This window comes from Sulfurimonas aquatica (assembly GCF_017357825.1).
In the GTDB taxonomy this organism is placed as follows: Bacteria; Campylobacterota; Campylobacteria; order Campylobacterales; family Sulfurimonadaceae; genus Sulfurimonas; species Sulfurimonas aquatica.
Map to the genome: position 1 here is coordinate 963,516 of NZ_CP046072.1, position 23,618 is coordinate 987,133.

Annotated in this window: 19 protein-coding genes; 16 read left to right on the forward strand and 3 right to left on the reverse strand. The window is 32.8% G+C overall.

Features of this window, described 5'->3' with window-relative positions; all coding sequences use genetic code 11:
• Positions 1-18: 18 nt before the first annotated feature.
• The 3 genes from GJV85_RS04650 to GJV85_RS04660 all read right to left on the reverse strand — a co-directional run bounded on the left by GJV85_RS04650 (position 19) and on the right by GJV85_RS04660 (position 6,289).
• Positions 19-1,866, reverse strand: a complete 1,848-nt coding sequence (locus tag GJV85_RS04650) for a GGDEF domain-containing protein (protein ID WP_207562706.1) — start codon at positions 1,864-1,866, stop codon at positions 19-21.
• A gap of 86 nt (positions 1,867-1,952) precedes the next feature.
• Positions 1,953-3,767: a glutamine--fructose-6-phosphate transaminase (isomerizing) gene (gene glmS, locus GJV85_RS04655; RefSeq protein ID WP_207562707.1), complete on the reverse strand. Its 1,815-nt coding sequence runs from the start codon at positions 3,765-3,767 to the stop codon at positions 1,953-1,955.
• Between the two features lie 17 nt (positions 3,768-3,784).
• Positions 3,785-6,289 carry a [protein-PII] uridylyltransferase family protein gene (locus GJV85_RS04660; RefSeq protein ID WP_207562708.1) on the reverse strand — a complete coding sequence of 835 codons (2,505 nt, stop codon included), beginning with the start codon at positions 6,287-6,289 and terminating at the stop codon, positions 3,785-3,787.
• Positions 6,290-6,388: 99 nt separating this feature from the next.
• On the opposite strand from GJV85_RS04660, the gene GJV85_RS04665 reads away from it, so the two are divergent.
• The 16 genes from GJV85_RS04665 to GJV85_RS04740 all read left to right on the forward strand — a co-directional run bounded on the left by GJV85_RS04665 (position 6,389) and on the right by GJV85_RS04740 (position 23,618).
• Complete coding sequence (locus tag GJV85_RS04665) at positions 6,389-6,676, forward strand: putative quinol monooxygenase (protein ID WP_207562709.1); 288 nt, start codon at positions 6,389-6,391, stop codon at positions 6,674-6,676.
• Between the two features lie 3 nt (positions 6,677-6,679).
• On the forward strand, positions 6,680-7,855 hold the full coding sequence (locus tag GJV85_RS04670; RefSeq protein ID WP_207562710.1) for a class II aldolase/adducin family protein: 1,176 nt from the start codon (positions 6,680-6,682) through the stop codon (positions 7,853-7,855).
• A 199-nt stretch (positions 7,856-8,054) separates the two neighbouring features.
• Positions 8,055-9,617: an autoinducer-2 kinase gene (gene lsrK / locus GJV85_RS04675; RefSeq protein WP_207562711.1), complete on the forward strand. Its 1,563-nt coding sequence runs from the start codon at positions 8,055-8,057 to the stop codon at positions 9,615-9,617.
• An 8-nt stretch (positions 9,618-9,625) separates the two neighbouring features.
• Positions 9,626-10,237 (forward strand): trimeric intracellular cation channel family protein, encoded by a 612-nt coding sequence (locus tag GJV85_RS04680; protein WP_207562712.1) that lies wholly within the window; start codon positions 9,626-9,628, stop codon positions 10,235-10,237.
• 35 nt (positions 10,238-10,272) lie between these two features.
• Complete coding sequence (mqnE, locus tag GJV85_RS04685) at positions 10,273-11,307, forward strand: aminofutalosine synthase MqnE (RefSeq protein ID WP_207562713.1); 1,035 nt, start codon at positions 10,273-10,275, stop codon at positions 11,305-11,307.
• Between the two features lie 10 nt (positions 11,308-11,317).
• Positions 11,318-12,136: a glycosyltransferase family 2 protein gene (locus GJV85_RS04690; protein ID WP_207562714.1), complete on the forward strand. Its 819-nt coding sequence runs from the start codon at positions 11,318-11,320 to the stop codon at positions 12,134-12,136.
• Positions 12,137-12,139: 3 nt separating this feature from the next.
• Positions 12,140-13,345, forward strand: a complete 1,206-nt coding sequence (locus tag GJV85_RS04695) for a glucose-6-phosphate isomerase (protein ID WP_207562715.1) — start codon at positions 12,140-12,142, stop codon at positions 13,343-13,345.
• A 1-nt stretch (position 13,346) separates the two neighbouring features.
• Positions 13,347-14,618 carry a nucleotide sugar dehydrogenase gene (locus GJV85_RS04700; protein WP_207562716.1) on the forward strand — a complete coding sequence of 424 codons (1,272 nt, stop codon included), beginning with the start codon at positions 13,347-13,349 and terminating at the stop codon, positions 14,616-14,618.
• 1 nt (position 14,619) lies between these two features.
• The gene (locus GJV85_RS04705) at positions 14,620-15,579 is read left to right on the forward strand and encodes a Gfo/Idh/MocA family protein (RefSeq protein ID WP_207562717.1); all 960 of its coding nucleotides are present in this window, start codon (positions 14,620-14,622) and stop codon (positions 15,577-15,579) included.
• 2 nt (positions 15,580-15,581) lie between these two features.
• Positions 15,582-16,151 (forward strand): acyltransferase, encoded by a 570-nt coding sequence (locus tag GJV85_RS04710; protein WP_207562718.1) that lies wholly within the window; start codon positions 15,582-15,584, stop codon positions 16,149-16,151.
• On the forward strand, positions 16,148-17,233 hold the full coding sequence (locus GJV85_RS04715) for a DegT/DnrJ/EryC1/StrS family aminotransferase (RefSeq protein ID WP_207562719.1): 1,086 nt from the start codon (positions 16,148-16,150) through the stop codon (positions 17,231-17,233). The genes GJV85_RS04710 and GJV85_RS04715 overlap by 4 nt, the downstream gene beginning before the upstream one ends.
• A complete protein-coding gene (locus tag GJV85_RS04720) occupies positions 17,234-18,496 on the forward strand; it encodes a lipopolysaccharide biosynthesis protein (RefSeq protein ID WP_207562720.1) in 1,263 nt (420 codons plus the stop codon). It abuts the gene before it with no gap.
• Positions 18,496-20,220: an asparagine synthase-related protein gene (locus tag GJV85_RS04725; RefSeq protein WP_207562721.1), complete on the forward strand. Its 1,725-nt coding sequence runs from the start codon at positions 18,496-18,498 to the stop codon at positions 20,218-20,220. Before GJV85_RS04720 ends, GJV85_RS04725 begins: the two co-directional genes overlap by 1 nt.
• Entirely contained in the window at positions 20,217-21,320 is a 1,104-nt protein-coding gene (locus GJV85_RS04730) for a glycosyltransferase (protein WP_207562722.1), read from the forward strand. Before GJV85_RS04725 ends, GJV85_RS04730 begins: the two co-directional genes overlap by 4 nt.
• Positions 21,310-22,419: a glycosyltransferase family 4 protein gene (locus GJV85_RS04735; protein ID WP_207562723.1), complete on the forward strand. Its 1,110-nt coding sequence runs from the start codon at positions 21,310-21,312 to the stop codon at positions 22,417-22,419. The genes GJV85_RS04730 and GJV85_RS04735 overlap by 11 nt, the downstream gene beginning before the upstream one ends.
• Positions 22,416-23,618: a glycosyltransferase family 4 protein gene (locus tag GJV85_RS04740; RefSeq protein ID WP_207562724.1), complete on the forward strand. Its 1,203-nt coding sequence runs from the start codon at positions 22,416-22,418 to the stop codon at positions 23,616-23,618. The genes GJV85_RS04735 and GJV85_RS04740 overlap by 4 nt, the downstream gene beginning before the upstream one ends.

Here is a 23,618-nt window from a genome sequence, read left to right on the forward strand (position 1 = left end):
GTTTTTATACCTTAAAGGTTAGCGTAGCTCATCACTCTCTGACATCTCTATCGTGTACTCAACTATTTTATTTCTTCCCGTAGTTTTAGCAACATATAGAGCAGTATCAGCAAACTTAATACACTTCCAGATAGTATCACCATCGGTAGGGTACTTTGAGATACCTATACTCATAGTTTTTTGGATAGTCTCTCCATTACCAACATCAAAAACAAGCTCAGAGAATGCAGAGTGTATAAGATTAGCAACTTTAAGAGTACCTTCGTCATCAGCATTGTGAAGCATAACGACAAACTCCTCTCCACCATATCTTATTGCTAAATCAGCTTCTCGGATACTTTCTTTAAGTAGTTTCCCTATCTCAACAATAACTTTGTCACCAATATCGTGCCCATAAGTATCATTAACACTTTTGAAGAAGTCAACATCAAGCATTAAAACACTATAAGTTTCATCTTTTCTATGTGCTTGATTAACTAATGTATCTATAAACTCTTCTAAAAATCTTCTGTTATATAGACTAGTCATTCCATCACGTAGAGATGTGTCGCGAAGTTTTGCCATTAAAATCTTACTCTCAATAACTGGTTTAGCAGCTTCTAAATAGTTCTTGATGCTTGGAATAAATACATTTACTTTACTTACTTCATCATTATTTAAATTATCTATCGAGATAATAAGTGCATTATCTTCATTTATATTAAATGGTATACATACATACTCAAGGTTTCTTGAATTACATGTTTTACATAGGTCAGTAAACTCCGTAGATATAACATCTGTTTTAGTTCTATGTGCACGGCAAAGTGAAGCCTCGTTATTAACTTCTTCATTACATATACTGCTTTTGGTTGTATATATAACCTTGCGTGTGTTTTGAATAACAGAAACTTCATAAAATGTAAAATCAAGTAGATTATATTTATTTTTCAGTACATCTACAATTCTTGAGTATACTAAGCTTTTTGATGAGTCAAGTTCTATTGTCTTTTTAAATTTATAGATATCAGATAACTCTCCGATAATAGTTTTCGCCTCATGAAGTGGGTCAGCAGATGAGACACACCCTTGAGGAATAAAAGTAGAGAGATTATATTTTATATCTCCAAAAGTGGATTGCATTTTATGAAACAGAGTATTAAGTTGCGATACTATATTCGCTCCATCCCCTTTTACTGTAGTTTCAAACTCATGAGTGAAATCTCCACTATACGCTTTTTTAATTCCTTTTTGCATATTTGAAAAGAGCTGCATATATGGTGATATATAGTGGTTGATAAGTATAAGAACTATGATTATAAAGAGTATATTTATAGCTAGAATTTTAAGGATAGTCATCATTCCACTGCTACGCATATCTGTGATATCTAAACTTATACTTACAGCACCAAGAGTGTCCCCACGTTGTACATCATGACACTTTAAACAGTTTGCTTCTCCACCACTAATAGTTGCCGTATATGGAATGGATACTCTTAGAATTATGTTACCTGTAGATTCATCTATCTTTTGAACCATTTTACCAGTTTTGAGTACCTCTTCATCTATCGCGTCTCTAACAGTTTCACTATAAAAGCCATCTCCGAACTGTTTTGATAGAGCTTCTGAACGCACTAACCATAAATCTTTAACTTCGTCATTATTATTTGATATTTGATCTAAAAAGTATTGGCGTTTGTCCATAATACCATTTACCATGTGTGCAGTTAAGCCATCTTTAACTATAGCGGCCGTTGTACTTGCACGTTGTACAGCATCTTTGATGCTATACTCACGAAAATTTAATGACACATTTATGATAGTTGCTCCACCTAGTGCTAGGAGCATCAGGGTGACGATGAAGAGTAGTTTAGATTTTGTTCGCATGCAGATTCACTTTATTTTGATTTTCCCTATTATATTAGCAAAACTAATATAAAACTAGAATGAATAAAATGAGAATAAGGCTATGTTTACTCTACGGTAACACTTTTTGCTAGATTTCTTGGCATATCAACATCATTACCTAATCTGATAGATATCTCAAGTGAAAGAAGTTGAACTGCAACCATCATCTCAAAAAATTCTAACATATAATGAGCATGTTCTTTTGTTCTAATATAATCATCTGCTTTGTCAAACTCTATAGGACTGATTGCACATATAGTAGAATCTCTTGCACTTAACTCTTCTACATTACTTTTTGATTTTTCATAGAGTAGATGTTGTGGGAGTAAGGCAATAGTAAAGAGTTCAGGGTCAGCCAACGCAATAGGACCATGCTTCATCTCTCCACTAGGATAACCCTCAGCATGGAGATATGAGATCTCTTTTAGCTTAAGTGCACCCTCTAGAGCTAGAGGATAAAAAACATCTCTACCAATAAAGAAAAAACCATGCCCATGTAAATAACGTTTAGAGAGTCTCTTTATTTTCTCATGCATAGCATCACTTACTTTTACAGAAGCTGGAACTTCGCGAAGAAGGTGTATCTGTGAAGCTATCTCATCGCTTGTTAGGGAATTTTTTAGTTTTGCTACATAAAGTGAGAGCATCCAAAAAATCGTTACTTGTGTAGCAAAGGCTTTTGTAGATGCAACTCCTTTTTCAACTCCCGCTCGCGTTAAAATAGAAGAATCAGCAAGGCGCACCATTGAAGAGTTATCAACGTTACAAATGACTAAAGTTTTTAGGCCAGCTTTTTTTGCCATCTTTAGAGTCTCTAGCGTATCGGCAGTCTCTCCACTCTGTGAAATGACAATAAAGAGTGTGTCGTTTGTCATTATTGGCTCTCTATAACGAAACTCTGAAGCTACTTCAACAGATGTTTTTATTTTAGAGTAGCGTTCAAACATATATGAAGCACTTAGAGCAGAGTGATAAGACGTTCCACAAGCACAAAGTTTTATCTCATTTATCCCCTCAAATAGTGACTTATCCAACTCATCAAAAATGACACTGTCCACACTTAAGCGCCCTAGAAGCGTGTCCGTTATAACATCAGCTTGCTCATAAATCTCTTTTTCCATAAAAAATCTATATCCATCTTTTTGAGCTGAGAGTTTGTTTGTTGAGAGTTTTGTAAAGTGTGGTTTTTGAAGTTCGTCATCTGAATTAAAAATGACAAGTTCATTAGGAGTTACATAGCCATAGTCGCCATCTTCAAAGTAGTTTACATCTGTACAGTGTCCTATAAGAGGAGTGTCAGAAGAAGCAAAGTATTTTTCATTTTCTTTATTAACTCCAACTAACATCGGAGAGCCATTTTTGGCAAAAAAGATACTCTCCCTCTCACCTTTATATACAAGTAAAATTGCATAAGCACCCTGAAGCTCTTTTATAGTGTTTTTAAAGGCTTCAAATGCATTTTTTGTGTTTTTAAGATTTTTCTCAAACTGATGAACAATAACTTCTGTATCTGTTTGGCTTAAAAAAGTAACACCACTCTCTTGAAGCTCTTTTTTTAACTCAGCATAATTCTCGATTATTCCATTATGTACAACATAAGAGCTCTCACCTAAATGTGGATGTGCATTTAACTCTGTTGGTTTTCCATGTGTTGCCCATCTTGTGTGACCAATTCCTATAGAAAATTTATCTGTGACAAAATCTTTTGTTTTTTCTTCTAAGTTTACTAGTTTGCCTATAGCTTTATAACTCGAAAAGTCACCATCTTGAAGTACTGCGATTCCAGCGGAATCGTACCCACGATACTCTAACTCTTTTAAGCCACTAAGAAGTATCTCTTTAGAATTTTTTTCACCCAAGTAACCGACTATTCCACACATATAAAACCTTTAATAACTTATTTTGACAACTTTTCGTAAATATCTTCGACATTATTGCATATATTGCTCTGTTTGTCCATTAAAAAACTATCTCTTACTTTCTTTTTTGTAGAGTGGATTTTTGCGGTTATGATGTTTATTTTTAACTCTTCAAAGCAGTTCATCACATAAGCGAGAAGTCCAGGCTGATTTGCAGTATGAATAGAAATTTCAGCATGAGTTAGAGAGTGCTCACAATCTATACTTATCTCTTCTCTTTTTATCTCTATACTTTTGACACTTATAACTTTATCCATGTCAAAGGATGCATGAATAATCTCTTCAAGTGCTATAAGTTCACTTCCATCAATATTTTTTATAAAGTCAATTTTAAAATATTTTATACCATCAAAGAGTGTAAAGATTTCCATTGAAGCAACATCTAGGTGAGAAAGTGAAGCGAGTAAAAAGCCAAGATTTAGTGGAACACGTCTGTATATCTCAATAGTTAAAGATTTATCCGCCTTAGTTATAAAGCTGTACTCTTTTGTCTCTTTAGCTTTTTGAGCAATATTTAAGATGTCAATTGGTGTATGTTTAAAGAAAAATAGATTTGATTCAACTCCAAGAATTTTTTTACCAAATGTTCTAGGCAACTCTTTAAACTCTTTAAGATTCTGAACTCTTTTTTCTATGATAAGGCGTTTTTTTGCATCGGTGATTCTGTCGCTATTTTGCGCTACTTCAAGAGAACTTTGATAAAGATCATATAGTAGTTTAGAGTTAAAAGAGTTATATGTGTCACCTCCAACACCATTTATGTCTGCATAGGTTAGTACATATAAAAGGTTTAGGTTTTTAACGTTTTCGATTTTTGACATGAACTTATAGAGCGTTTTCTCATTATGAATATTTTCTTTAAACGCCACATTACTCATGAGAATATGATGTTTTACAAGTATTACTGCACGATCTATAGAGTCTTGTTTGAGTCCCATCTTTTTAGCAAATGGAACGATGAGTTTTGCTCCAACTTCACTATGGTCTTGCTTTCTGCCTTTTCCAGTGTCGTGAAAAAATACAACAATTTTTAAAAAAAGTTTTTCTTCTTGGGTAAACGTATCATATAAATCTTTTATAAAAGGCTCTTTAATATTTTCATATGACTCAACGCATTTTATAGAGTGAATGTCTACTGGATAGTGGTGATAACCATCAAACTGAGGCAGATGTAAAACTTTTCTGAAGTTTGGAAAGAGTTCATGGAGAATACCCGCATCATAAAAGAGCCTTAAAAAGCTATAGGAATTTTGTTTCATAAGAAGTTGTTTTAAAAGTAAATAGGTTTTTTTCTCTAAAGGATGTGATATTTTAGAGTATGTAAATTTACTTAAAAAACCAGCGTCGAATTTATATACTTTATCTTCTAAGCTTATAAGGAGTTCTAATAGTCTATTTATATGAGGGATTTTTAAGCTAAACGAGACATATATTCTATTGTTAAACTCATATACGCCTTTTTGTATTCTGTTTTTCCTAAGTGTGGGAATCATCTCTTTATCATAGATATATGGACGGATCATCTTTTTCGTAAATATTCTTGTGAAGTTATCTATTCTCCATCCCGCTTCAATAACCTTTGAAGAGAGTTTTTTTTGATTTTTTATTCCGAGTAATTTAGCGACGCTTGGAACATACTCAAGTCTAAGAGTGTCCTCCTGTTTACCAGTGACAAGGTGAAGGGCGCTTCGTACGCGATAAAGAAGTTCTAGCGCAATTCTATACTCTTTATAAGAGTCTTCTTGAAAGAGTTTACCTGAGAGTTCACGAAGACTATCTGTTCCATAAATGGTATGAGAAATCCAGTGAAGAAGATGTGAGTCGCGAAGACCTCCAACGCACTCTTTTATGTTAGGCTCCATTGAAATTGGGAATTTTTTTCTTCTTATTTGAGCTTCTTGTACTTTTGCAAGAAGGAACTCTTTTTGATTATATAGTCTTAGTCTTGTAAGTTCACGTTGCGTTGATCCCCAAGTAAAAGGAGAACCTATTATTAAACGCGACTCCATTAATGACGTACGAATCGTGATATCTTCATTAGCGGCTCTGAAGAGGTCCTTTGTTTCATGAACACGATGTCCAAGTTTGAGACCTGCATCGAGCGCTAGATAAAATAGCTTTTCTATAATAAGCTGAGTGTTATAACCCTCTACCTCTTCAAAAACTATAAGTAGGTCTATATCGCTATGTACACAGAGCTGTTCACGGCCATAACTTCCAAGTGCGACTACAGCTATGGGAATGGAGCTTCTCATGGGAAGATAGTCTCCAAACATACGTCTAAGTATAGTTTTATACATAGTTGATATGATGGAGTCTAAGGCTTTTGTATGTTTTACTAAAAAGTCTTTTCCTTGATTTTTTGTAAAAAGTTCAGGAAGTGACTCTTTGTACTCTTTTATATATTGTTTAAAAAGTTTAGAGAGTTCAAAGTCTGAACCATTCTCATCTATGACGTCTTCTATTTCGGCTAATAAATTCATCTTTAAATCTCGATTGTATTTTTTATAGAGTATATTATAGTTATTTAAATTTGATATAATCTTTTAGATTAAAAATTATGCAATAAGGAACTAAATAATATGACAATTACTAAGAGTGTAACATTTATAGCCAAAGAGGGGAGTGAAGAGAAGATGAAAGAACTCCTCACAGCAATGGTAATCCCTAGCAAGGCAGAAGATGGTTGTATATTTTATGAGATATTTCAGTATGAAAAAGATAGAAAAAGATTTATGGCAGTAGAGACTTGGAGAGATGAAGCTGCACTTGATGGGCATAAAGCTTCAGCACACTATAAAGTATACAAGTCTTCGTATGAGCCATATTGTGATGATAAATATTCAGATGAACTCGAAGTTTTAGGCTAAGCAATGCAAAATTTATTTGATGATAAAAAAGCGCAAGAGTGTCAAAGTGATTTAGATTTAAGAGTGTATACGTCAAACCTTTTAGGTCAAAGTGATGAGCTAGTACTTCATGGTGGTGGAAACACCTCTGTAAAGAGTAAGGTTGATGGTGAAGATATACTTTTTGTTAAAGGGAGTGGTTGGGACTTAGTAAGCATAAAGGCTGAGGGTTTTGCACCAGTTAAGTTAGATACTCTTTTAGAGATGGCAAAGTTGGAAAAACTGAGTGATAGTGAGATGGTAAGTGGACAAAAAGCGGCTATGATAGACAGTTCTGCTCCTAATCCATCAGTTGAAGCTATATTACATGCCTTAATCCCTTTTAAATTTGTAGACCACACGCATGCTGACGCTATTGTGACTATATCAAACTCTAAAACAGGTAAGGAGAGTATCAAAAAACTCTTTCCAAACTTTTTAATAGTTGATTACGTAATGCCTGGCTTCATACTAGCGCATACTATTTACAAACTAACGCAAGGTATTGATTGGAAAACTTTAGATGGGATAATTTTACATAACCATGGAATTTTTACTTTTGATGAAGACGCTAAAGCTTCATATGAGAAGATGATAGATGCGGTAACTCTTGGGGAAGAGTTTTTAGACGAAAACGCGATCTTAGAGATTTCGAGTGAGTTTAACAGTACTAAATGCGACATGTCAAAAATAACTGAGGCTATATCTGAATTAAAAGGTTATAGCGTTTCACTCAACATTAACCAAACGCCATTAGCGAACCATTATGCTTCACAAGAGAACTTAAGAGAGTTGGCCTCTCGTGGCGTTTTAACGCCAGAGCATATTATAAGAACTAAGCGAATCCCACTTATTATGGAAGATACAGACTTAGAAGCTGGACTTCAAAGATATATGGACTCATATAAAGAGTATTTTGATACGTTTGCCACAGATGAGATTATGCTAAACGCGGCGCCAAACTATATGGTGATAAAAAACATTGGTGTTATTTCTTTTGGAAAGAACAAAAAAGAGGCAGCCATAGTTAATGACATAGTAGAACATACTATGAAAGCTGTTCTAAGAGCCGATAAGCTTGGTGGGTATGAGAGTATAAGTCTTAAAGATAGTTTTGAGATGGAGTACTGGGAATTAGAGCAGGCCAAGCTTAAGAAATAGTTTTGGCTATCAAATAGTTTCATCGCTTTTAGAACTTTCCTTTGAGAGGACAAATCCTCTCTTAGCTCACGAGCCTCTAAAAGAAAAATTCAAAAAGCTATATATCTAGTTGTTTTTCAAGCTCAGACCGTAGGGAGGATTTGTCTTGTAAAATGACTAGATATATAGCTTGGATAGAGTAGATACATAAGGGAAATAAATGGAATACCTCATGGCCATAGATGCAGGAACGGGTAGTGTTCGCGCTGTGATATTTGATACTCAAGGAAATCAACTTGGAGTGGCCCAAGAAGAGTGGACACACCTTGAAGAAGAGGGCGTTGCTAACTCTATGAGTTTTGATTTTGAGTCAAATTGGGATTTGGTGTGCGAGTGTATAAAGAACTCGATTTCTGACGCTGGAATTAATACTAAGGATATTGTAGCGCTAAGTGCTACAAGTATGCGAGAGGGAATTGTACTTTATGATAGTGATGACAAAGAGATTTGGGCAGTTGCAAACGTTGATGCCAGAGCGAGTGAAGAAGTTAAGTATCTAAAAGAGAACTTTGAGGGTATAGAGGAGGAATTTTATAGAGAGAGTGGACAAACTTTTGCTCTTGGGGCTCTTCCGCGTTTGATGTGGCTTAAAAATAACAGAGCTGAACTTTATGACAAAGTAGCGCATATCTCTATGATAGGAGATTGGATTTTAGCTCGTCTCTCAGGTGTGATTACTAGTGATCCAAGTAATGGTGGAACTACGGGAATATTTTCTTTGGCTAAACGGGACTGGATGAGTGAGATGGCTACAAAAGTGGGCATCAAAGATGATATATTTCCAAGTGTTTTAGAAGTTGGAACTTTGATGGGAAACGTAACTGAAGCAGCTTCCGAAGAGACGGGACTCTCAACTTCTACAAAAGTGGTAATGGGTGGAGGCGACGTTCAGCTTGGTTCTGCTGGTCTTGGAGTTGTTAAAGCTGGAGAGGTTGCAGTGCTTGGTGGATCTTTTTGGCAGCAAGTTGTAAACATACCAAGTCAAACGCCACCTCCTAAAGATATGAATATACGAGTAAACCCTCATGTTATAAATGGACTCTCTCAAGCCGAAGGCATTACATTTTTCTCAGGTCTTGTAATGAGATGGTTTAGAGACGCATTTTGCGATATGGAAAAGTTAGAAGCTAAAGAGAGAGATATAGACGTATATGAAGTACTAGAGGAAAAGGCGAGTAGAGTTCCCGTAGGTTCATATGGAATTATGCCTATATTTTCTGACTCTATGAAGTACTCTAAATGGTACCATGCTGCACCTAGTTTTTTAAACCTGAGCATTGATGCTGAGGTGTGTAACAGAGCTTCAATGTTTAGAAGTTTACAAGAGAATGCTGCCATAGTCTCTAGCATTAATCTAGAAAATATAAAAGCTTTTAGTGGGATAGAGATACAAGAGATAGTTTTTGCAGGAGGAGGGAGTAAAGGAGCTCTTTGGTCACAAATACTTGCAGACGTCACAGGATATAGAGTGAAAATCCCTAAGGTGACTGAAGCAACGGCTCTTGGAGCTGCTATGGCTGCTGGAGTGGGCTCTGGAATATATGATTCGCTTGAGGATGCAGCTGAAAAACTTGTAGTTTGGGATAAAACATATGAGCCAAACCTGAAAAATAAAAAAATATATGATGAGATAAAAGTAAAATGGCAGAGTGCTTACAGGGCACAGTTAAATTTAGTAGATGAAAACATTACCACTTCTATGTGGCAAGCACCAGGGCTTTAGAGGGTTTAATGATAGAGTATACAGTTATCTTAGATATTATCGGTACCATCGCGTTTAGTCTCTCTGGCTATATCCTAGCCGCACGTGCTAAGTTTGATATATTAGGAGTGATGGTTCTAACATTTATTACCGCTTTTGGTGGGGGTGTAGTTCGTGACCTACTTGTTGATAGAATACCGTTTATATTTCATGCAACGTATCCAATCACTATAGTCCTTGTAACTATAATCATCGCATACGTATTTAAACTGCATAAGCATACAAAACTGACAGACAATATAATCTTTCACTTGAGTGATAGCATAGGTCTGAGCATGTTCGCGTTTACTGGTGCAATAGTCGGTTTTGATGCAGGGTTTAACCTTGCTGGTGTAGTCTTTTTATCATTTTTAACCGCTGTTGGTGGGGGAATTATTCGTAGTGTGATTATGAATGAAGTGCCTTTTGTTTTAACAAATGATTTTTATGGAACTATAGCTATTGTTTTAGGCTTTTTAGTCTGGTTGTGTAAAACTTTTGAGTGCTTGAATACTCCTAGTACTATCGCTCTTTTAGTCTTTGGTATCGTTATGCGACTCTTTGCTATAAAGTATCAATGGAAACTTCCAAAATTAATCTGATATAATTCGATTTAATAAAATAAGGTATATAAAATATGAATAGAATAAACTTTGAAGATGCTCTAAAACTTTATGATATGGATTTTTTTGAGCTTGGCGACCTTGCTGACAAATGCCGTAAAGAGCTACATGGCAATAAAACTTACTTTAATATAAACCGCCATATTAACCCAACAAACGTGTGTGCGGATGTATGTCTTTTTTGCGCATACTCCGCTACTCGTAAAAATCCCAATCAGTATACAATGAGTCATGAAGATATACTCAAGATAGTTGAAGAGATAGATAAAAATGGAGCTAAAGAGGTTCATATAGTCTCCGCGCATAATCCTAACGTTACGCTTGATTGGTACTTAGGAATATTTAAAAAGATTAAAACGCAGTATCCTCACATCCATGTAAAGGCATTAACTGCCGCTGAGGTAGATTTCTTGTCTCGTCATCATAAGTTAAGTTATGATGAGGTTTTAGACTTGATGATTGAAAATGGCGTTGACTCTATGCCGGGCGGTGGGGCTGAAATATTTGACGAGAAAGTAAGAGATAAGATATGCAAAGGAAAAGTGACGTCTGATCAGTGGTTCGAGATACATAGAAAATGGCATGAACGCGGTAAAAAATCCAATGTGACCATGCTCTTTGGTCATGTAGAATCTCGCGAAAATAGAATTGATCACATGATGAGAATTCGTGAGCTTCAAGATAAAACAGGCGGTTTTAACTGTTTTATTCCTCTTGTTTATCAGACAGAAAACAATTACTTAAATATAGAAGCTCCTATCACTGCAAATGAAGTACTAAAAACTATGGCAGTCTCGCGTTTAGTTTTAGATAACGTTCCTAACCTAAAAGCTTATTGGGTAACGTCTACCGTAAACCTTGCCTTAGTCGCGCAAGAGTTCGGAGCAAACGACCTTGATGGAACAATAGAAAAAGAGTCTATAAACTCAGCGGCAGGCGCAAAGAGCGCTAATGGCGTTAATCTAGAAGATTTTACTGCATTAATCAAAAATAGTGGTTTCTCTCCAGTTGAACGTGATAGCGTTTACAATGAACTTAAGGTTTGGTAAACATCTATAAATGAACATATCGGTTGTAATTCCTACATATAATCGATATGAGTTTTTGAAACGGGCGCTAAAATCCGTTTATGCTCAAACTTATGCTCCTCAAGAAATAATAGTCATCGATGATGGCTCAACTGACAATACTCAAAATATACAAATTGACTTTCCTGATGTTAAATACTTTTATAAAGAAAATGGCGGTGTTTCATCTGCTAGAAACTTAGGTATTAAAAACGCAAGTTTTGCGTGGGTGGCATTTTTAGATTCAGATGATGAGTGGGTAGAGATGAAGCTTGAAGAACAAGTAAACTTTCATAAAAAAAATAAAGATTATTTAATAAGTTATACCAACGAGATTTGGATTAGAGACGCTAAAGAGGTAAAAATACCAAAGAAGTTTCAAAAGCATGGAGGAGAGATTTTTAAAGAGTCGCTTTCATATTGCAATATCGCACCATCTTCTGTAATTATTCATAAATCACTACTTGAATTAATTGGAAACTTTGATGAAAATCTAGAAGTTTGTGAAGATTATGACCTATGGTTAAGAGTATCGTTAGAACATAAAATAGGATTAGTAGATAAAAAACTTATCAAAAAATATGCAGGACATGAGAATCAGTTAAGTTTTAAACACTGGGGTATGGATAGGTTTAGAGTTGCATCACTTGAAAAACTTTTAGAGTGTAACGATATCGAGAAAAAAGAACTAATAATAGTAGAACTTATAAAAAAATATACTCTGTTACTTAAAGGTGCTTTTAAATATGATAAAATTGATGATATTAGTTTTTACAGTGAAAAAATTGAAATAATGAAAAAGGAACTTTAACTCATGAACTACAATGACAACTATAATCCAAGCATATCTGATGAAGATGTATTTATAGAGATACTAAAAGAGAAAGAGCATATTGGCTATTATAATCTTGCACATCAAGATACAACTTCTTTTAAAGAGTATGCAAAAGGTGTGAAGCAGAGTAACGTTGTAGTGATGGGAATAGGTGGAAGTACACTTGGAACTTATGCAATATATAAGTTTTTAAAACACTCTAAGGAACTTAGTAAACATCTTTATTTTCTAGAAACTACTGACCCAATAGATATTCAGTCAAAGCTTGAAGGGATAGACCTAGAAGATACTCTTTTTATAGTGATATCGAAGTCTGGAACTACTGTTGAGACAATTTCAATATTTAAATATATTCACTCACTTGTTAAAATCGATAAAACAAATACTCTTATAATTACAGAACATGACTCAAAACTTAACACTTATGCTAAAGCTAATGATATGCAAACATTTGAGATTCCTAAAAACGTTGGTGGAAGATTTTCCGTTTTTTCTGCTGTAGGATTAGTTCCTTTAGCAATTGTTGGCATAGACATAGATGAGTTGCTTCGTGGAACAAAAGAGGTACATGATTCGTTTTTTTATAAAGAGGCGGAGTATAAAAGAATCTTAAAAAAGGCGAGATTTTTTGTAGAGTATAAAAATAGTTTTAACATTAACGTAGTTTTTTCATACTCTTCGCGTTTAGAGGGTTTCAACAAATGGTATATACAACTTTGGGGTGAATCACTTGGTAAGGTAGATATAAATAAGACAAATCAAGGTCTTACTCCTGTAGGAATTATAGGGCCCATAGATCAGCACTCCTTTTTACAGCTTATAGTAGAAGGCAAACGCGATAAGACAGTCACAGTAGTCAAAGTAGATAACTTTTACAATCACCTAAAAATTCCTCCAGTAAAACTAAAAGGACTTGAAGAGTTAGACTATCTAGATAACATAGAGTTCTCTTCACTTATAAACAAACAAGCAGACGCGACAATAGAGTCTATAAATAACCTAGGGGATATTCCATGTGACGTGATAAGTATAGATGGCGTTACAGAGTATGCGATAGCAAGTCTAATGTATGAGTATGAGTTACTTACCTCTGTATGTGCAAAATTTATGTACATAGATGCTTATAATCAGCCTGGTGTTGAGAGCGGAAAGATTATTTTAAAAAATAAATTAAAAAAGAAGTAAAATGAAGATAAAGATTGGAGTAGTTGGACTTGGGTATGTTGGTTTGCCCTTAGCGCATGCCTTTAGTGAAAAGTATGATGTAGTAGGAATAGATATTAATGAAGAGAGAATTAGTGAATTAAATAGTGGTTTTGATAGAACGCTAGAGTTAAGTAATGAACAAATTCAAGATGCTTTAAAATCAGGAATTAGCTTTACAGCAAATGTTGAAGATATTAAAGCATGCAATATTTATATAGTCACAGTCCCAACACCAATAGACTCTACAAATACTCCAGACTTAACACCACTTATAAAGTCTTCTCAGATGATAGGGAAGGTCTTAAAAAAAAGGGATATTGTTATCTATGAATCAACTGTATATCCGGGGGTAACTGAAGATGTCTGTGTTCCAGAACTTGAGAAAATAAGCGGACTTGTTTTTAATAAAGACTTTTTTTGTGGTTACTCTCCTGAGAGGATTAATCCAGGAGATAAAGAGCATACAGTTACGAAAATACTTAAAGTCACATCAGGTTCAACTCCAGAAATAGCAAACAAAGTTGATGAACTTTATAAGTCTATAATTACTGCTGGAACATATAAGGCTTCTAGTATAAAAGTTGCTGAAGCTAGTAAGGTAATAGAAAACACACAACGCGATGTAAATATAGCCTTAATAAATGAGCTCTCCTTTATATTTAGTGCAATGAAGATTGATACAAATGAAGTAATAGAAGCCGCTGCAACTAAATGGAACTTTATCAAGTTGAAACCTGGTCTCGTTGGTGGTCACTGTATAGGTGTTGATCCATATTACCTTACATATAAGGCGGAAGAGTTAGGATATAAACCAAATCTTATTTTAGGTGCAAGACAGATAAACAATAGCATGGGTAAATATATAGCAGAACAAACGATAAAAGAGATGATTAAAAAAGATAAAAAAATCAAGAACTCTAATGTATTAATTTTGGGTGTAACATTTAAAGAGGATTGTCCTGACATGAGAAATACAAAGGTAGTAGATATTATCGAAGAGCTAAAATCTTATGATTGTAATGTAGATGTGTATGATCCATGTGTCGATCCAAAAGAGAAAAAACAACACTATAAGCATGGAGTAATTGACAACCCATTTACGAAGGATAAAAAGTATGACTCTATTGTTGTAGCTGTTGCTCATAAGGAATTCATTACATTAGAAATGAAGGATTATGAGTCTATTTTGTCTGGAGAGAGTGTAATAATGGATGTGAAGGGTATAGTAAAAAAACCCTCTTGGAGATTGTAATATGAAAAACTTTGCACTTATTGGAGCTGCAGGATATATCGCTCCTAGACATATGAAAGCAATAAAAGAGACTGGGAATAATCTTGTTGCAGCACTTGACCCATACGACGGAATAGGAATAATGGATAGTAATTTTCCTGAAGCTTCTTTTTTCACTGAGTTTGAAAGATTTGATAGGTTTGTAGATAAGTGGAGAAGGGATGGAAACAATAAAATTGACTATATGGCAATAACATCTCCAAACTACTTACACGATTCACACATACGTTTTGCACTTAAAAGCGGAGCTGACGCTATATGTGAAAAGCCTCTAGTACTTAATCCACATAATATAGATCAATTGAAAATTATAGAACAAGAGACAGGTAGAAAAGTATACAACATCCTACAGTTGCGTTTACATGACTCTATTGTCGCTTTAAAAGAAAAGGTAAGCAAAGAATTAGTAGAAAATCCAGATAAGGTTTACAATATAGATTTAACATACCTTACATCTCGTGGTAAATGGTATTTCACTTCTTGGAAAGGTAATCAAGAAAAGTCTGGTGGAATTGCTTCTAATATTGGTGTGCATTTCTATGACATGCTCTGTTGGATATTTGGAGATGTTGAAGAAAATATCGTCCATATTAAAACGCCAGATACAAACGCTGGATACTTTAAACTTAAAAATGCGACCGTTAGATGGTTTCTTTCCGTAAACTATGAGTATTTACCAGAAGACGTAAAAGCCAAAGGAATACGTACCTACCGTTCTATTACTGTAGATGGTGATGAGATCGAGTTTAGTGGTGGTTTTACAGACTTACATACAAGAAGTTATGAAGAAATACTCAAAGGTAATGGCTTTGGTCTTGATGAAGCTTATGGTTCTATTAGAACTGTATCAGCTATTAGAAACTCAGAGCCAATTGGAATGAAGGGCGATTACCATTCATTTTGCAAAAAAGTATTAGTGTAATTATGTCTTCATATTTTTCGCATGAATCTTCATATATTGATGAAAATGTAAATATTGGCGACAACACCAAAGTATGGCACTTCTCACATATCTTAAGTGGTAGTAACATTGGAAAGAATTGTTCTTTTGGTCAAAACTGTGTAGTCGGTCCAAATGTAAATATTGGCAGTGGCGTGAAAGTCCAAAACAATATTTCAATTTATGAAGGCGTAGAGGTAGAAGATGATGTCTTTTTAGGCCCATCTATGGTTTTTACCAATGTTATCAATCCAAGAGCATTTATAGTTCGTCGCGACGAGTTTAAAAAAACATTACTAAAAAAGGGTTGCTCTATTGGAGCAAACACTACTATCGTTTGTGGAATTACTATAGGAGAATATGCTCTTATAGGTTCAGGTGCTGTAATAAACAGAGATGTGAAACCTTATGCACTTATGGTAGGTGTTCCTGCTAAACAGATAGGTTGGGTTGGCATTTCTGGAAATACTTTAGACTTTAATGATAATGTAGCAGAAGATGAGTATGCTAATTATGAGATACTAAATGAAGAGTTGAAGGTAAGAAAAAAATGAAGATAGATTTCGCAAATTTACAATATCAATATCAACTCTACAAAATTGAAATAGATGAAGCAATACAATCAGTACTGGATAAATCTAACTATATCATGGGAGAAGAAATAACTCAGCTTGAAAATTCATTACAAAAGTTCACAGGGGCTAAACATGCAATAACATGCAGTAGTGGTACAGATGCACTACTTTTGGCTATGATGGCATTAGACATCAAACCAGGTGATGAAATCATCACAACTCCATTTACATTTATAGCTACGGCTGAGACTATAGCACTTATGGGAGCAGTTCCAGTTTTCGTAGATATAGATGAAAAGACTTATAATATTGATACATCTAAAATAGAAGAAAAAATAACATCAAACACTAAAGCTATTGTTCCCGTTTCCCTTTATGGTCAACCCTCAGATATGGATGTAATCCAGTCAATAGCAGATAAACATAATTTAAAAGTTATTATTGATGGTGCACAGAGCTTTGGAAGTAGATATAAGGGTAAAACTGATTCTAACTTAGGTGATATCTCTACAACATCTTTCTTTCCAGCTAAACCATTGGGTTGCTTTGGAGATGGTGGAGCAGTTTTTACAAATGATGATGCACTTGCAAGTAAAATGAAAAGTTTAAGAGTTCACGGCCAGTCTAAACGCTATCATCACAAATACATTGGAATGGGCGGGCGTTTAGATACTTTGCAAGCGGCAGTTTTGAATGTGAAATTAGCACACTATAAAAAAGATTTGGCACTTAGACAAGAAGTTGCACAAAAATATACAGAAGTGTTTCAAGAGAAAGGTTTAATTCTTCCATTCATAAATGACAAGGCTACATCAGCTTGGGCACAGTACTCTGTCCGTGTAAAGTATAGAAATGAACTTCAAGCTAAACTAAAAGAAGCCGGAATTCCAACCGCTGTACATTATCCAGTCCCACTACATCTTCAAGAATGTTTTGAGTACCTTGGATATAAAGCAGGTGACTTCCCAGTTGCAGAGATTGTTTCACAAGAGATTATGAGTCTACCTATGAACCCTTATGTAAGTGAATATGAAATTCAATATATAAGTGAGAACTTATAGTTGATAAAAAGACTTAAACCAAAATCAGAGTTTAGTAGAAATGTTTTAACTTTAATGATGGGAACTACGATTGCACAGGCCATTCCTATAGCAATTAGCCCAATCTTAACAAGGATTTACACTCCTGATGATTTTGGTGTCTTTGCTTTATTCTTAGCACTGGTTGGTATATTTAGTAGTATTGCTAGTGGAAGATATGAGATGGCAATAATGCTCCCTAAAAAGGATGATGATGCTATAAATATTTTTGCGTTAGGCTTATTAATTATAACTATAATTACAATAGTTTTATTTTTAATAGTGTGTTTATTTCATACTGATCTAATCAACATTTTAAACACCAGTAGTATCGATAAATGGCTGTACTTTATACCAATTACAGTGTTTTTTATGGGATTTTTTAATTTACTTTCTTTGTTTAGTAATAGAATTGGGAACTATAAAGAAATAGCAAAGGCACAAATTGTAAAATCTATAGGTTCAGCTATTATACAACTGTCGATAGGCTTCTTTAAAAGTGGAGTGACCGGTTTAATTAGTGGTCAAATCATTTCAAATATATTAGCAAACACTAAACTACTTCAATCTCTTTTACATGAAAGAAACTTTACATCAAAAATCAAAATATTTAAAATGATTGTATTGGCTAAAAAATATAAAAAATTCCCACTCTATCAAGTTCCTCATGCATTTTTGAATACTTTGGCATCTAACATCCCTGTATATATGTTTTCAATATTCTTTTCAAGTATGGTAGTTGGAATTTACTCGTTAAGTACAAGGATTGTCTTTACCCCACTAATGATAATTGCAGGTGCAAGTTCAAAAGTATATAATCAAAAAGTTACAGAACTTTATAATAATGGAGGTGATGCCTATGGATTTACATTAAAGCTTCTAGCATCATTATTTAAAAAAATAATAATTCCATTCATTCTTATTATTCTATTTGCACCGGATATTTTTGCTTTTATATTTGGTGAAATTTGGAGAGATGCAGGTGTATACACACAACTACTCTCCCCGTGGATTTTTATGACATTTTTTGTAACGACAATATCATTTTTGACAAGTTTAATGTCATTACAAAAAAAAGCACTTTTTTTAGAAGGAATATATTTTTGCTTAAGAGTTTTAGCAATTATGATTGGTATTTATTATAATGATGTACATATTGCACTTATCTACTTTTCAATAGTTGGTTTTTGTATGTTGAGCTACAATATGGTTTGGATGTTAAATGCATTAAAAGGAGTAAAATAGTGCCTGGATTATATGGAGTAGTATCTAAAAAGGAGGTTGATTTACATGAAAAGATATATACTTATTTTTACTCTTCAAAACATTCTGAAACTCTTAATGAAGAACTGAGATATAAAAATTTTCTTTATGGTAGAAGTGTAATAAATAAATTTTTAAATGATAGAGTACTTTATGAAGATAAAAATTTAATTATTGCTTTTGAAGGTGTTTATTTTAATAAAAAATCAATTTTAACTTCCAATGAAATTGCTAATAAATATAAAAAAAATAGTATTAATTTTATTAAAGATATTAAAGGTGAATTTAGTGGATTCATTTATGATAAACAACTAGATAAATTATTTTTATATAATGATCATCTATCAACTAAACCTATTTACTATTATAAAGACAATGATTATTTTATCTTTGCATCAGAATTTAAAGTTATTACTAAACTACTTCAAGGCTTAGCTATTGAGAAAGTATTGGATTATGATGGGGTATATTCAATGTTGACCTTTGGATATATGCTTGGTGAGCTTACTTTTGAAAAGCAGACAAAAAAGTTAGATTATGCCACTATATTAGAGATTGATAGTGAGTTAGAGATTACAAAGCATAAATATTTTAGATATGAAAAAAAAGAAAATTTTAATTTAACAAAAAAAGAGATTATAGAAAATATAGATAAATTACTGGTAAGTAGTATAGATAGATGCTGGAAAAAAGATAAAGAATATGGCTACTCGCATCTCTCATTTTTAAGTGGAGGTCTAGATAGTCGAGTCAATGTACTCTTAGCAAAACAACTGGGCTATACTAACACTTTGACTATGACATTTTCTCAGTCTGGAAGTAGTGATGAAAAAATAGCTCAAGAAATATCAAATAAAGAAGGTTTTAAACATATTTTTTATTCACTAAACAATGGAAAGTTTTTGGAAGCTAATTTAGAGAAGTACATAGAAGCAAATGATGGGTTAGTAAACCTTACTGGATCTGCTGCTGGATATGCGTTCTTATCAACTATCAATTTTAAACACTTTGGTGCTCTTCATACTGGACAAATAGGCGATTTACTCTTTGGTTCATATGTAAAAAAATCTTTTGATGTATCTAGTGGAATCATGAGTAATCAAAAAGAGTTATTAAAAAAAATATCCTCTTTTGTTGAGTTTAGAAAAAAATATAATGATAACTCTGAAATATTTGGATATGAGCAAAGGGTGATTAATGGAGCACTTAATGGAGATAGAACAGTTTCACATTATGTAGACATGGTCTCACCATTTTATGATAGAGAATTAATAGAGTTTTGCTTAACAATTCCCGATAAATATAAAAAAGATGAAGCAATATATTTGGATTGGTTTAATAAAAAACATAAAAAAGTATCTCAATATAAATGGGAAAGTGCAGGAATTAAGCCAAGGTACTCAAAGATAGTTAATATTGCTAAGATAATAAAACGCTATAAAAATGCAATATTACGGAGAATAGGATTTAACATAAATGATATGAACCCATTCGATATATGGATGCGACAAAATAAAAAGATTCTAAAAACCTTAGATAAGTATTTTGAAGATAATATTAACAATATTGATGATTTACAACTCAAAGAGCAATTAAGTGATATGTATAAAAGAAAAATAGAGTTTAGTCATTATGGAAGAAATAATAAGTACTTAGTTGTTACACTTTTATTAGCATTAAACCTGCACTTTGGAAAAACTAAATGAGACTATTAATCATTGCAAATAGTACTACTGTGTTTGGAAAAGAACTTAAAAATGAACTTGAAGATATTGGAGAACATGTAACTCTTTTAGACTTTGAATCACTAAAACTTTTTAGAGATAATTTTATAGAGGATATGAAGTATTTTAATATATTTTTTAAATACAAAAAAATACCAAAAATAAGTATGTTTTTTAGAATGCTTTATATTAGAAAATTAATAAAAGAAAATGATTTTGATATTATAAATATACATGTATCACGTTGGTTTTATCTATTAATTTTACCAACTTTAATGAAAAAAAAGTTTATAATTACATTTTACGGGAGTGATTTTTACAGAACATCAAATTTTATAAAAAATATTCAAAAAGTAATATATACTAAAGCAGATAGAATCACTTTTACAAATCCTATTACGAAACAAAGTTTTTTAGATTATTATCAAGAGTTTTATGAGAAAAGTTATGTATGCAGATTTGGACTTAAAACACTAGACTTTATAGATAAAAATAGATATAAAGATAGAGGGGAAATTAAAAATATTTTGGGTTATTCACAAGATAAGATAATTATTACTTGTGGATATAATGCAACAGTAGCACAACAGCATGAAATAATAATAAAAAACTTACTTAAAATCGATAAGAAGGCTCTAAATAAAATCCAATTTATTTTTCCTCTTACATATGGGGATAATAGTAATAAAAAAAGAATAAGAACTATTTTAAAAGATACAAATTTAGACTACATTATTCTTGAAGATTTTTTATATACAGATGAAAACGCTTATATTAAACTAGCTTCAGACATAATGGTAAATATTTTGAAAACTGATAGTTTTTCAGGAAGTATGCAAGAGTTTTTATATGCGGAAAATATTGTGATAACAGGTAGTTGGCTTCCTTATGATATTTTTGATAAAGAGGGTATTTACTACCAAAAAATAGATAGTGAAAATGAACTATCAATAAAACTTGAAAATATTATAAACAATATTGATGAGTACAAAGAGAATTTATCAATAAACAAAAATATTATATATAAGCTCTCAAGTTGGAAAAATAATATAAATAGTTGGAAAGATATTTATGCAAACTAAAATAACACATTTAACATCTGCTCATCCACGATATGACACTCGTATATTTATTAAGATGTGTTGTAGTTTAGCTAAGCTAGAAAGCTATAAAGTTAATTTAGTAGTCGCAGATGGTAAAGGAGATGAATATCTCAATGATGTGAATATTTTTGATATTGGTGCAAAAAATGGTGGGCGTTTATCTCGTATGACTACAACGGTCTCTAAAGTATTTGACAAGGCAGTTAAACTAGAGAGTGATATATACCATTTACATGATCCTGAACTCATTCCTATAGGTTTAAGACTCAAAAAACTTGGAAAAAAAATTATTTTTGATGCACATGAAGATGTCTCAAAACAGATTCTCTCAAAACATTACCTCAATAAATATATAAGAGTCATATTATCCAAAGTTTTTGGTATGTATGAAACTAGAGCATTTAAAAAATTTGATGCTATTGTTGGAGCAACACCTTATATAAGAGGTGAGTTTTTAAAGATTAATACAAAGACAGTAGATATAAATAATTTCCCTATTGTAGAAGAACTAGGTGAGAATGTTGAGTGGAATAGTAGAAAGACTGAAGCTTGCTATATAGGTGCTATTGCAGAAATTAGAGGAATAAAAGAGATAGTAAAGGCTATAGGTCTAACAAAAAACTGTAGATTAAATTTAGCTGGAAAATTTGTAGAAGCGAGTGTTGAAAAAGAAGTTAAAGAGTATGCTGGATGGAATAGGGTGAATGAGTTAGGATTTGTAGGAAGAGAAGAAATAAAAAAGATACTTCAAAGGTCTAAAGTAGGTTTAGTCACTCTTCACCCGATAATTAACTACCAAGATGCACTTCCCGTTAAAATGTTCGAGTATATGGTTGCTGGAATTCCTGTCGTGTCTTCTGATGTAAAACTGTGGAAGAGTATAGTTGATGATGCAAATTGTGGTTTATGTGTAAATCCACTTGAGCCTGAAGAGATTACTAATGCTATAGATTATTTGATTTCAAATGATGAAGTTGCTAAGAGAATGGGTGAGAATGGTAAAAAAGCAGTTATTGAAAAATATAACTGGCGAATCGAAGAGAAAAAGTTATATGAACTTTATGAGAGTATAGTTTGAAAAATATTTGGATAGTAAATCATCATGCTGTGACTCCTAAAATGAGTGGAGGGACTCGACATTATGATTTTGCAAAAGAGCTTATCTCTCGAGGTTATAAGGTATCTATAATTGCTTCAAGTTATCACTATGCAAAACTTGAAGAGATGAAAAAGTATCCACAAAATAAATACTGTTTAAAAGAGCAGGTAGATCAAGTACAATTTATTTGGATAAAAACACCTGCATATAAAACTAATGGAATCTCAAGAGTTAAAAATATGTTAAGCTTTGCGGTAACCCTTATAAAAGAGGTTCCAAAATTAAACTTAGAGAGACCTGATGTGATTATAGGCTCATCTGTTCACCTCTTTGCAGTTTATGGTGCATATAAATTGAGTCAAAAATATAATACTAAGTTTATAATGGAAGTCCGAGATTTATGGCCGTTGACATTGATAGAAATGGGTATATCGAAATGGCATCCATTTGTAATTCTTCTTGGTTTTTTGGAGAAGTTTTTATACAAAAAAGCATCAATTATTATCTCAACACTTCCAAAAGCATATAAGCATATAGAAAAATTTGTAAATAAAGACAAAGTTATATGGATATCTAATGGAGCTACTGTGAGTAGTTTTAGTGATGAGTATAAACAAGTCTTAGATACAAATAAATTTAACATTGTATACACAGGTTCTCATGGTTTAGCAAATAGTTTGGAAACATTAGTTGAAGTAGCATATATATTAAAAGATAAAAAGGACATTTTTTTCACCCTAGTTGGTGATGGCCCTTTAAGAAAGAGTTTACAAGAAAAAGCAGTAAAACAAGGGCTTAAAAATATAAAATTTATAGATACAGTAGCAAAAAGTGAGATAAATAATTATCTAAAAAGTGCAGACTTATTGTATGTAGGCTTGAAAAACTTAGCACTTTATAGATTTGGTATGAGTATGAATAAGATATTTGATTATATGGCATCAAAAAGAGCTATAATATTTGTAAGTAATATTGATGATAATATAATAGAAGAGTCCAATGCAGGGATAGTTATTAAAGATAAAAATGTAGAAAAAATTGCAACTGCTATATTGAACTTTAGTCATCTTGAGAAAGAAAAACAAAGAGAGTTTGGAACTAATGGGTATAACTATTTAGTAAAGAACTTTGATATAAAAGTTTTAACAGATAAACTAGAACAAGTAATTAAGGATTGA

Coding starts and splice junctions, on each gene's coding strand:
- GJV85_RS04715 (WP_207562719.1), top strand. CDS start 16,148: ATGAAGATAGATTTCGCAAATTTACAATATCAATATCAACTCTACAAA.
- glmS (WP_207562707.1), bottom strand. CDS start 3,767: ATGTGTGGAATAGTCGGTTACTTGGGTGAAAAAAATTCTAAAGAGATA.
- GJV85_RS04665 (WP_207562709.1), top strand. CDS start 6,389: ATGACAATTACTAAGAGTGTAACATTTATAGCCAAAGAGGGGAGTGAA.
- GJV85_RS04690 (WP_207562714.1), top strand. CDS start 11,318: ATGAACATATCGGTTGTAATTCCTACATATAATCGATATGAGTTTTTG.
- mqnE (WP_207562713.1), top strand. CDS start 10,273: ATGAATAGAATAAACTTTGAAGATGCTCTAAAACTTTATGATATGGAT.
- GJV85_RS04700 (WP_207562716.1), top strand. CDS start 13,347: ATGAAGATAAAGATTGGAGTAGTTGGACTTGGGTATGTTGGTTTGCCC.
- GJV85_RS04670 (WP_207562710.1), top strand. CDS start 6,680: ATGCAAAATTTATTTGATGATAAAAAAGCGCAAGAGTGTCAAAGTGAT.
- GJV85_RS04705 (WP_207562717.1), top strand. CDS start 14,620: ATGAAAAACTTTGCACTTATTGGAGCTGCAGGATATATCGCTCCTAGA.
- lsrK (WP_207562711.1), top strand. CDS start 8,055: ATGGAATACCTCATGGCCATAGATGCAGGAACGGGTAGTGTTCGCGCT.
- GJV85_RS04695 (WP_207562715.1), top strand. CDS start 12,140: ATGAACTACAATGACAACTATAATCCAAGCATATCTGATGAAGATGTA.
- GJV85_RS04660 (WP_207562708.1), bottom strand. CDS start 6,289: ATGAATTTATTAGCCGAAATAGAAGACGTCATAGATGAGAATGGTTCA.
- GJV85_RS04710 (WP_207562718.1), top strand. CDS start 15,582: ATGTCTTCATATTTTTCGCATGAATCTTCATATATTGATGAAAATGTA.
- GJV85_RS04650 (WP_207562706.1), bottom strand. CDS start 1,866: ATGCGAACAAAATCTAAACTACTCTTCATCGTCACCCTGATGCTCCTA.
- GJV85_RS04680 (WP_207562712.1), top strand. CDS start 9,626: ATGATAGAGTATACAGTTATCTTAGATATTATCGGTACCATCGCGTTT.
- GJV85_RS04735 (WP_207562723.1), top strand. CDS start 21,310: ATGCAAACTAAAATAACACATTTAACATCTGCTCATCCACGATATGAC.
- GJV85_RS04730 (WP_207562722.1), top strand. CDS start 20,217: ATGAGACTATTAATCATTGCAAATAGTACTACTGTGTTTGGAAAAGAA.